The following is an 8,861-nucleotide window of genomic DNA, read 5'->3' on the forward strand; positions in this document are numbered from 1 at the left end:
CACCCTCCCGCGGTGTGAGCCCCTCCCGGGTAACCCGTCGGCCACCCGCCCCCCCCCCCACCACTGTTTGTCCCCCCAGGCCCCCGCGTTTCCCCGCAAGCGCCCCCCGCCATATTGCCGGGGGCCGCTTCGCCGTTCAGGACGCGGGGGCGGCGATCAGCGGGCCGGCGACGCCCGCCTGCTCGTGCGTCGCCGTCTCGGCGAGGACGCGGGCGGCCATCATCAGCAGCGGCAGGGCGGTCACCGCGCCGGTGCCTTCGCCGAGCCGGACGTCCAGTTCCAGCAGCGGGCCGAGGTCCAGGTGCTCCAGCGCCAGGGCGTGCGCCGGCTCGGCCGTCCGCTGGCCCGCCACCCACCAGCGCCGGGCGCCCGGGGCGAGGTCCTCGGCGACGAGCGCCGCGGCGCAGGCGACCAGGCCGTCCAGCACCACCGGTGTCCGGCGGACCGCGGCCTGGGCGAGGAACCCGGCCATCGCGGCGATGTCCGCGCCGGCGGTGGTGCGCAGCAGGTCCACCGGGTCGGCCAGCACCGCGCGGGCCCGGCGCAGGGCGTCGCGCACGGCGGAGGCCTTGCGCATCCACGCGTCGTCGTCGATGCCGGAGCCGCGCCCGACGACGGCCACCGGCTCGCTGCCGGTCAGCGCCGCCACCAGCACCGACGCCGGCGTGCTGTTGCCGATCCCGAGGTCGCCGGGGATGAGCAGGTCGGCCCCGCCGTCGACCTCGGCGTCGGCGATCGCGATCCCGGCGCGGATCGCCTTCTTCGCCTCGTCGGCGGTCAGCGCGTCTTCGACGTCGATGGAACCGGAGCCGCGGCGGACCTTGAACTCGCCGATCGCGCGGGTCGCCGGGGCTTCGGTGTCGACGGCCAGGTCGACCACGCGCACGCTCGCGCCCGCGGCGGCGGCCAGGACGTTGATCGCGGCGCCGCCGGTGAGCATGGTGCCCAGCAGCTGCGCGGTGACCTCGGCGGGATAGGCGGAGACACCCTTGGCGGCGATGCCGTGATCCCCGGCGAAGACCACGACGCGCGGCCGGGTGAACGGCCGCGGCGGCGACTGTCCCTGGCAGGCGGCGATCCAGACGCCCAGCTCTTCGAGCCGCCCGAGCGAACCGGCGGGCTTGACGAGCTTGTCGTGCAGCGCGATCGCCGCGGACCGGGCGTGGTCGTCGGGCGGGGTGATCTCGGGGAACTCGATGCTGTCCGGCTCCACACCAGGCCCTTCCTGTTCCGAGGCAACGCTGTGGCCAACCTACCGGGAAGGGACGGCCGGTAGTCTCGCGGCTCGTGGAGACGACGGCGGCCGCGGTGGTGCTGGCCAGTGGCGCGGGGACCCGCGTCGGCGCGAAGCTGAACAAGGTCTACCTGCCCCTGGCCGGGCGGCGGGTGGTCGCCTGGTCGCTCGACGCCTTCCGGAAGGTGCCCGGCATCGGCGTGCTCGTGCTCGTCATCCGGCCGCAGGACCGGGAACTCGCCGAAGAAGTGGCCGGTGACGGCGTCGAGATCGTGTACGGCGGCGACACCCGCCAGGCGTCCGAGCTCAACGCGCTGCGGCACCTCGCCCCACGCATAGCGGGCGGCCGGGTCGACGCCGTGCTGCTGCACGACGCGGCCCGGCCGCTGGTCCACCCCGAGCTGGTCGGTGCGGTGCTGGCCCGGACACGCGAGGACGGGGGGGCTGTGCCGGGCCTGGCCGCGGACGACGTCGTCGAGGTGGATGCCGGGCACCTGGTTGCCCAGGTGCCCGGCGCGATCCGCGTCCAGACGCCTCAGGGCTTCCGGGCCGGACCGCTGCTCGAGGCCTACGAGAAGGCCGAGCGCGAAGGCTTTTCGGGTACGGACACTTCGTCGTGCATGGAGCGGTTCTCCTCCCTGCCGATCCGCTGGGTCCCGGGTGCTCCCGAGAACCTCAAGATCACCTATCCCCACGACCTCGTCGTCGCGGAGCGGCTGCTCGCCCGCTAGGCACACGCGGGCGGGCCGCCGCCGTCGTCTCCCTCCCGGGGCGTCCCCGTCGGCCGGATCGTGACGTCGTGGCGCAGTTCCGGCGGGATCCGGCAGTCCGGCTGTGGCCGGAGTGCCTGCAGCGGAGCGCCCGGGGTGCCGGGCTCCGCCAGGGTGAGCACCGCTCGCAGCGTCCACACCGGGGTGGCGTGGTACTGCCAGGTGACGACCCCCGGGCTGAACACGTCGGTGCCCGGGAAGGTCGGTACCCGGTAGGCGCTGGCCCGGTGCTCGTCGCGGAGGATGATGACGTCCGCGCAGGTCGGCCAGCGGTGCACGGCCGCGTAGATCTCCGGTGCCTCGCGGCCGCCGAACAGGTGCAGCACCCAGTTGCGGCGCCGGAGCTCCTCGAGGAGTTCCTCGAGGCCCTGGCCGCTGGATCCGGAGTGTGGTGTGGGCGGGGACACACTTTCGAGGGTAACTTGCGTACTAGAGCACAGTCCAGTGCGTGTACTAGTACACCTGGGTGGTTCTGAACAGGCCTTTGTGGGACACCCCCCGGCGTGCTAGAACACTTGTGCGTGTTGTCCTCGTGAGGAGCCGCCTTGCCCACCCTCGATCGCCCTGAGCCGCCGTACCTGCAGATCGCGGGCCGGATCCGTGACGACATCCTGTCCGGCCGGCTGCAGGAGGGCGACGCGGTGCCGTCCGCCCGCGAGATCGCGCGCACCTGGGCCGTCGCCATGGCGACGGCCACCAAGGTGCTGGCCACGCTGCGCTCGCAGGGCCTGGTCCGGCCCGTGCGCGGCGTCGGCACGGTCGTCGACCGCGGCGGCCTGCACCGCACGGCCCGCGACCGCAGTGCCGCTTCGGCGCGCACCGGCCGGATCTACCCGCCGGGCCACTACGCGGTGATCCGCTCGGCCGGCCTCGAACCGGCGTCCGAGCGCGCCGCGGCCGCCCTCGGCCTGGAGGAGGGCGCCCCGGTGATCCGCCGTCGCCGGACCACCTACGGCCCGGACTCGCGGCCGCTGTCGACGTCGACCTCGTGGTTCGACGGCGCGCTGTCGGCCAAGGCGCCGGCGCTGCTGGTGGCGGAGCGGATCGTCGAAGGCACCGCGGCCCACGCGGCCGCCCGGCTGGGCACGAAGATCGCGACGACACAGGAACGGCACGCGGCGGGCCGCGCGGGCGAGGAGGAGGCGGCCGAGCTGGGGCTGCCCGCCGGGTCGCCGGTGCTGCTCGGCCGGAGCACCTTCCTGGCGGCCGACGGGACGGTCGTCGAGTACGGTGAATCCGCCGCCTTGCCCGACCACTGGGTTTTCTACGAGTACACGACTGAGGACGGCGAATGAAGCACATCCACGCGGGCAAGGTCCGTGACCTGTACGAACTCGACGGCGGGGACATCCTGCTCGTCGCGTCCGACCGCGTCTCGGTCTACGACGTCTCGCTGCCGACGCCGATCCCGGACAAGGGCAAGCTGCTCAACCAGCTTTCGGCCTGGTGGTTCGACCGGATGGCCGGCGTGGTCCCGAACCACGTCGTCTCGACCACCGACGTGCCGGAGGAGTTCGCCGGGCGCGCGATGCGCTGCAAGCCGCTGAAGATGGTCCAGGTCGAGTGCATCGCCCGCGGCTACCTGGCCGGCCTGGGCCTGCGCGAATACCAGCGCGACGGCAAGATCTCCGGCGTCGCGCTGCCGCCGGGCCTGGTCGAGGGTGACAAGCTGCCGGAGCCGATCTTCACGCCGACGACGAAGATCTCCGACACCGGCCACGACGAATTCATGACCTTCGACGAGGTCCTGAACGAGATCGGCGAGGACACCGCGAAGCGGCTGCGCGAGCTGACGCTGGAGATCTACACGAAGGGCGCCGAGCACGCGGCGGAGCAGGGCGTCATCATCGCCGACACGAAGCTGGAGTTCGGCTTCGACGCCGACGGCACGCTGACCCTGGGCGACGAGGTCCTGACGTCGGACTCGTCGCGGTTCTGGCCGGCCGACGAGTGGGAGCCGGGCCGTCCGCAGCACGCGTTCGACAAGCAGTTCGTCCGCGACTGGTCGCGGTCGACGGGCTGGGACCAGACCCCGCCCGGGCCGGAGATCCCGGCGGACATCGTCGAGCAGACGCGGCAGCGCTACACCGAGGTCTACGAGCGGATCACGGGGAAGACCTGGGTCCGTGGGTGAGTACGACCCGTACCGCCTGATCGACGACGTCGAAAGCCTGCTCGTCTCGCACGGTCTCGCGCCTTCACGCGTGCCCGGCCGCGGCGGAGACCGGCTGGCCGGGGCGAGCCGGCTGCTGCGCGGGTTCGGCCTGGAGCCCCGGATGGCCCCCGAGGACGCGTTCGACCTCGGGGTGCCGTTCCAGGGCCGGATCAACCAGGACTAGGGGCTCTTGGTCAGGCTGGGGTCGCGCTCGACGACGTCGCCGAGGACGTCGTCGATGGCCTGCAGCAGGTCGGCGTCGAGCTTCTGGCCGGCCGCCTTGACGTTCTCGTGCACCTGCTCCGGCCGCGAAGCCCCGATGATCGCGGAGGCGACGTTCGGGTTCTGCAGCACCCAGGCGACGGCCAGCTGGGCCAGGCTGAGGCCGGCCTGTTCGGCGAGCGGTTCGAGCTGGGCGACGCGCTTGAGGACGTCCTCGTCGAGGAAGCGGGCGACCATGTCGGCGCCGCCCTTTTCGTCGGTGGCGCGCGAGCCTTCGGGGTAGGCCTGGCCGGGCTTGTACTTGCCGGTGAGCACGCCCTGGGCGATCGGCGACCAGACGATCTGGCTCAGGCCTTCGCGCTCGGAGGCCGGGATGACCTGCTCCTCGATGACGCGCCAGAGCATGTTGTACTGCGGCTGGTTCGACACGAGCGGGACGTGCAGCTCGCGAGCGAGGGCGGCCCCGCGGGAGATCTCCTCGGCGGTCCATTCCGAGACGCCGACGTAGAGCACCTTGCCCTGGCGCACGAGGTCGGCGAAGGCGAGCATGGTCTCTTCGAGCGGGGTGTGCCGGTCGAAGCGGTGCGCCTGGTAGAGGTCGACGTAGTCGGTGCCGAGCCGGCGGAGCGAGGCGTGCGCCGACTCCGTGATGTGCTTGCGGGACAGGCCCCGGTCGTTGGGCCCCTTGGGGCCGGTGGGCCAGAAGACCTTGGTGAAGATCTCGAGGCTTTCCCGCCGCTGGCCCTTGAGGCCCCGCCCGAGCACGGCCTCGGCGGCGGTGTTGGCGTAGGCATCGGCGGTGTCGAAGGTGGTGATGCCGACGTCGAGGGCGGCCTGGATGCAGGCCCGGGCCTGGTCTTCCTCGACCTGGGAACCGTGGGTGAGCCAGTTCCCGTACGAGATCTCACTGACGTTGAGGCCACTGCGGCCGAGACGACGAAACTCCATGGCCGCGAGCTTAGGCGGTAATCGTTTGCTTTGCTAACGACCTGGAGTGACTCCGGCCACGTGGACAGCAAGAAGCCGGGTCGGCGGCTCGGGGAGGCGAAGACGACGGTCGGGCCGGTGCACGCGCCGCCACCTCGGCCGGCGGGCTGGAACGTGCGCGTTCCGGCCGGTGACGCGGCCGGTCGACCGGGTCGGCGCCCTCGGGGGGCGAAGGCCGTGAGCAGCCGGCCGCCGCCGGGTCGTGGACGGCAAGAAGCCGGGCCGAGCAGTGCTCGACCCGGCTTCTCGGAACCAGCTCAGCTCGGCTGGTCGTGCTCGGGTATTGGCGGTTTGTCCGAAGGCGGGCCAGTCTCGATCTCGAAGAACGGCATCTTGAGGCGAAAGCGTTCGCCTTCCCTGCGCTTCGCGAGGTGGAGCCGGTAGAGCAGCCAGGCGCCGAGAAAGACGATGACGAGGATGGCGGCGATCGCCCAGAGGCTCGCCGCGGACATCCCTGCGACGCGGGACAAGACGACTTCGAACGACGACACGCGCGCCCCTCGCCGCCGACGAGGCCGGGGCGTCCTCACCGGCCGGTCAGGGTCGGTGTTTACGTGTACCGCGGGAGCCAGCTCGCGCCGACGGTGGTGCTGTGGGTGTTCCGGCCCCGGGACGACCGGCACCTAGGTGTGACAGTCAGGCGGAACACCTTCGGACAACGGTCCGCGGGCCGAGAGCCCTGGACCGAGGTGAGCGGGGCAAACCAGCGGGACAAACCCCTGTGCCTTACCGCGCACGGCGCGCGGTAAGGCACAGGGGCTGCCCCGCTCTGCTCCCGGCCAGGATACCCGCCAGACAGTCCTGCGCACGCCGTCGCAAGAGTGACCGTGGACAGCAAGAAGCCGGGTCGAGCAGTGCTCGACCCGGCTTCTCGAAAACCGGCTCAGTTCGGGATCGCGTCTCCCGGCTTCAGCCGCGGCTTCGGCATCCGCAGCCGCCGGATCTGGGATGCCCGGACGAACGCGTACCAGCCGATCGACCGGCCGTTCACCGCTTCCTTCGGGAACTTCTCCCGCACCAGCTTCGCGATCTTCCGGCCGTTCACGAAACCCTCGATCGCCATCACCAGCAGCATCGCCGTGCACAGCAGCGTGATGTACGACTGGACCTGGGGCAACGGCACCAGCAGCGCCAGGAACACCACGATCGCCAGCGGCATGAACAGGCCGAGCAGGTTGCGCCGGCTGTCGACCAGGTCGCGGACGTACCGCTTGACCGGCCCCCGGTCGCGCGGGAGCAGGGCGCTGTCGTCGCCGCGCATCATCGCGTCGCGGCGGGCCTTGGCGGCCGCGCGGCGGTCCTCCTTGGTCTGCGGGTTCGCCTTGCGCAGCTCCTTGTTGCGCTTCATCGCCTCACGCATGGTGGTGGGCGGCGGCGCCACCGGGCCGCGCTTTTTCGCCTCGGCGTCGCGGCGCTTCGGCGTAGCCTTGCCCTTACCGGGCGTGTACGCCTTGCCGGCGACGTCGACGGCTTCGCCCGCCTCCGGCTCTTCGGCGGCGGTGTCTGTGGTGCTTCGGCGCAGGAACCTCACCTCACCAGGGTATTGCAGGCGTCACGCCGCCGTTCACCAGGTCGATCCATGTGCGACCATGGTGGGGGAACAGATCGGACGCCCCCGGTGTTGAACACGTCAGCACTAGGAGTATCCGCAGCGAGTTCGACTTTGATGAGGGAGTGCCATGACGACCGCTGAGCACGCCGGCGCGACGCAGGCCGAGACCGCCGAGGAGACCCACGGCGTCACGTTGACCGACGCCGCGGCTTCCAAGGCGAAGGCCCTGCTCGAGCAGGAGGGCCGCGACGACATGCACCTGCGCATCGCCGTCCAGCCCGGTGGCTGCGCCGGCCTGCGTTACCAGCTGTTCTTCGACGAGCGCACGCTCGACGGCGACCTGTTCCGCGACTTCGACGGCCTCAAGGTCGCCGTGGACCGGATGAGCGCGCCGTACGTGTCGGAAGCCGTCATCGACTTCGTGGATTCGATCGAGAAGCAGGGCTTCACGATCGACAACCCGAACGCCACCGGCTCCTGCGCCTGCGGCGACTCGTTCCACTGAGCCGTTTTGCCCGAAGGCACAGCACGTGCGAAGGCCCCGTCTCCCGGCAGGGAGGCGGGGCCTTCTCCGTCTCTGCGGACTACACGTAGGCGTCGAGCTCCGCGACCTGGGCGTGGCACACCTCGTCGACCTCCCACGGACTCGCCGTGGCGGGGGCGGGCGGACGGCTCTCGGCCTGCAGGGTCGCCGGGATGAGCGCACAGTCGGCGATCAGCTCGGACAGGGTCTCGGGTTCGGTGACGGCGTTCACGATTCGTAACGCTATTGATCCGCTCTCGACTGGAGAAGCAGTACCAGCCGGTAGTGTCGGCTGGGCGCGCGCGAACTACCCGGATGGGTCATGACCCGGGGGTAACTTCGCGCCTTTTGCCGTGAGGTCGAACACGAAGGAGCAGCCGGTGGCAGACAGGGCCAGGATCGCGGTGTCCGGCAGTATCGCGACCGACCACCTCATGCATTTCCCGGGCAGGTTCGCCGAGCAGCTGGTTGCCGAGCAGCTGCACCGCGTCTCGCTGAGCTTCCTCGCCGACGACCTGGTGGTCCGGCGCGGCGGCATCGGCGCGAACATCGCCTTCGGCCTGGGGGTGCTCGGCGTCAAGCCGGTCCTGGTGGGCGCGGTCGGCGCCGACTTCGCCGACTACCGCTCCTGGCTGGAGCGGCACGGCGTGGACACCTCGGGCGTGCACGTGTCGGAGGTTGCGCACACCGCGCGGTTCGTCTGCACCACGGACGAGGACCTCTGCCAGATCGCGACGTTCTACGCCGGCGCGATGGCCGAGTCCCGCAACATCGAGCTGCTGCCGGTCGCCGAGCGCGTCGGCGAGCTGAGCCTGGTGCTGATCAGCCCGGACGACCCGGAGGGCATGATCCGCCACGCCGAGGAGTGCCGGCAGCGCGGGTACGCCTTCGCGGTCGACCCGTCGCAGCAGCTGGCCCGGATGACCGGCGAGCAGGCGCGCGCGTTCGTCGCCGGCGCGAAGTACCTGTTCAGCAACGACTACGAGTGGGAGCTGCTGCTCCAGAAGACCGGCTGGACCGAGGCCGACGTCCTCGACCAGGTCGGCGTCCGGATCACGACGCTGGGGGAGAAGGGTGTCGAGATCGTCGGCAAGGACGGCGTCGCCTTCCAGATCGGCGCGGTCCCGGAGCGCGCGAAGGCCGACCCGACCGGCGTCGGCGACGGCTTCCGCGCGGGCTTCCTGGCCGGTCTCGACGGCGGCCTCGGCGTCGAGCGCGCGGCCCAGCTCGGCTCGCTGATCGCGGTGCTGGTCCTGGAGACGGTCGGCACCCAGGAGTGGACGTTCGACCGGGCGGAAGCCCTGGCCCGCATCGGCGAGGCGTTCGGCCCGGACGCGGCGGAGGAGATCTCGGCGGTCCTGCCCGCCGCCTGACCCGCGTGGTCGTGAGTGGTAAGGCGGGTTAGAACCCGCGTTACC

At 71.5% G+C, this 8,861-nt stretch carries 12 protein-coding genes; 6 read left to right on the top strand and 6 right to left on the bottom strand.

Annotation, left to right across the window (positions count from 1 at the left end; genetic code table 11):
- Positions 1 to 136: 136 nt before the first annotated feature.
- The gene (gene cobT / locus ACWEVN_RS43465; protein WP_452055179.1) at positions 137 to 1,213 is read right to left on the bottom strand and encodes a nicotinate-nucleotide--dimethylbenzimidazole phosphoribosyltransferase; all 1,077 of its coding nucleotides are present in this window, start codon (positions 1,211 to 1,213) and stop codon (positions 137 to 139) included.
- Between the two features lie 74 nt (positions 1,214 to 1,287).
- Between cobT and ACWEVN_RS43470 the strand changes: the two genes are divergently transcribed.
- Positions 1,288 to 1,965: an IspD/TarI family cytidylyltransferase gene (locus ACWEVN_RS43470; protein WP_449688013.1), complete on the top strand. Its 678-nt coding sequence runs from the start codon at positions 1,288 to 1,290 to the stop codon at positions 1,963 to 1,965.
- On the opposite strand, the gene ACWEVN_RS43475 is transcribed toward ACWEVN_RS43470, so the two are convergent.
- The gene (locus tag ACWEVN_RS43475) at positions 1,962 to 2,411 is read right to left on the bottom strand and encodes a hypothetical protein (RefSeq protein WP_449688014.1); all 450 of its coding nucleotides are present in this window, start codon (positions 2,409 to 2,411) and stop codon (positions 1,962 to 1,964) included. The two genes, ACWEVN_RS43470 and ACWEVN_RS43475, sit on opposite strands and share 4 nt — an antisense overlap.
- Positions 2,412 to 2,549: 138 nt before the next feature.
- Between ACWEVN_RS43475 and ACWEVN_RS43480 the strand changes: the two genes are divergently transcribed.
- From ACWEVN_RS43480 to ACWEVN_RS43490, 3 genes are read left to right on the top strand one after another with little or no spacing between them, the layout of a single operon-like run.
- Positions 2,550 to 3,299 carry a GntR family transcriptional regulator gene (locus ACWEVN_RS43480; protein WP_449688015.1) on the top strand — a complete coding sequence of 250 codons (750 nt, stop codon included), beginning with the start codon at positions 2,550 to 2,552 and terminating at the stop codon, positions 3,297 to 3,299.
- Positions 3,296 to 4,138, top strand: coding sequence for a phosphoribosylaminoimidazolesuccinocarboxamide synthase (locus tag ACWEVN_RS43485; RefSeq protein ID WP_310977126.1), 843 nt, complete (start codon positions 3,296 to 3,298; stop codon positions 4,136 to 4,138). Before ACWEVN_RS43480 ends, ACWEVN_RS43485 begins: the two co-directional genes overlap by 4 nt.
- Positions 4,131 to 4,343, top strand: coding sequence for a hypothetical protein (locus ACWEVN_RS43490; RefSeq protein WP_310977127.1), 213 nt, complete (start codon positions 4,131 to 4,133; stop codon positions 4,341 to 4,343). The genes ACWEVN_RS43485 and ACWEVN_RS43490 overlap by 8 nt, the downstream gene beginning before the upstream one ends.
- On the opposite strand, the gene ACWEVN_RS43495 is transcribed toward ACWEVN_RS43490, so the two are convergent.
- From ACWEVN_RS43495 to ACWEVN_RS43505, 3 genes are all read right to left on the bottom strand, one after another.
- Positions 4,340 to 5,329, bottom strand: a complete 990-nt coding sequence (locus ACWEVN_RS43495; protein WP_452055180.1) for an aldo/keto reductase family protein — start codon at positions 5,327 to 5,329, stop codon at positions 4,340 to 4,342. The genes ACWEVN_RS43490 and ACWEVN_RS43495 overlap by 4 nt on opposite strands.
- A gap of 296 nt (positions 5,330 to 5,625) precedes the next feature.
- On the bottom strand, positions 5,626 to 5,859 hold the full coding sequence (locus ACWEVN_RS43500; RefSeq protein WP_452055181.1) for a hypothetical protein: 234 nt from the start codon (positions 5,857 to 5,859) through the stop codon (positions 5,626 to 5,628).
- A 392-nt stretch (positions 5,860 to 6,251) separates the two neighbouring features.
- Complete coding sequence (locus ACWEVN_RS43505; protein WP_449688018.1) at positions 6,252 to 6,899, bottom strand: DUF3043 domain-containing protein; 648 nt, start codon at positions 6,897 to 6,899, stop codon at positions 6,252 to 6,254.
- Between the two features lie 148 nt (positions 6,900 to 7,047).
- Here ACWEVN_RS43505 and ACWEVN_RS43510 point away from each other — a divergent pair, with 148 nt between their 5' ends.
- Positions 7,048 to 7,425: a HesB/IscA family protein gene (locus tag ACWEVN_RS43510; protein WP_086845389.1), complete on the top strand. Its 378-nt coding sequence runs from the start codon at positions 7,048 to 7,050 to the stop codon at positions 7,423 to 7,425.
- Positions 7,426 to 7,504: 79 nt separating this feature from the next.
- Here ACWEVN_RS43510 and ACWEVN_RS43515 read toward each other — a convergent pair whose 3' ends face one another.
- Positions 7,505 to 7,675 (bottom strand): hypothetical protein, encoded by a 171-nt coding sequence (locus ACWEVN_RS43515; protein ID WP_310977130.1) that lies wholly within the window; start codon positions 7,673 to 7,675, stop codon positions 7,505 to 7,507.
- Positions 7,676 to 7,823: 148 nt separating this feature from the next.
- On the opposite strand from ACWEVN_RS43515, the gene ACWEVN_RS43520 reads away from it, so the two are divergent.
- A complete protein-coding gene (locus ACWEVN_RS43520; protein WP_452055182.1) occupies positions 7,824 to 8,816 on the top strand; it encodes a carbohydrate kinase family protein in 993 nt (330 codons plus the stop codon).
- Positions 8,817 to 8,861 lie beyond the last annotated feature (45 nt).

This window comes from Amycolatopsis sp. NPDC003861, from assembly GCF_053605405.1.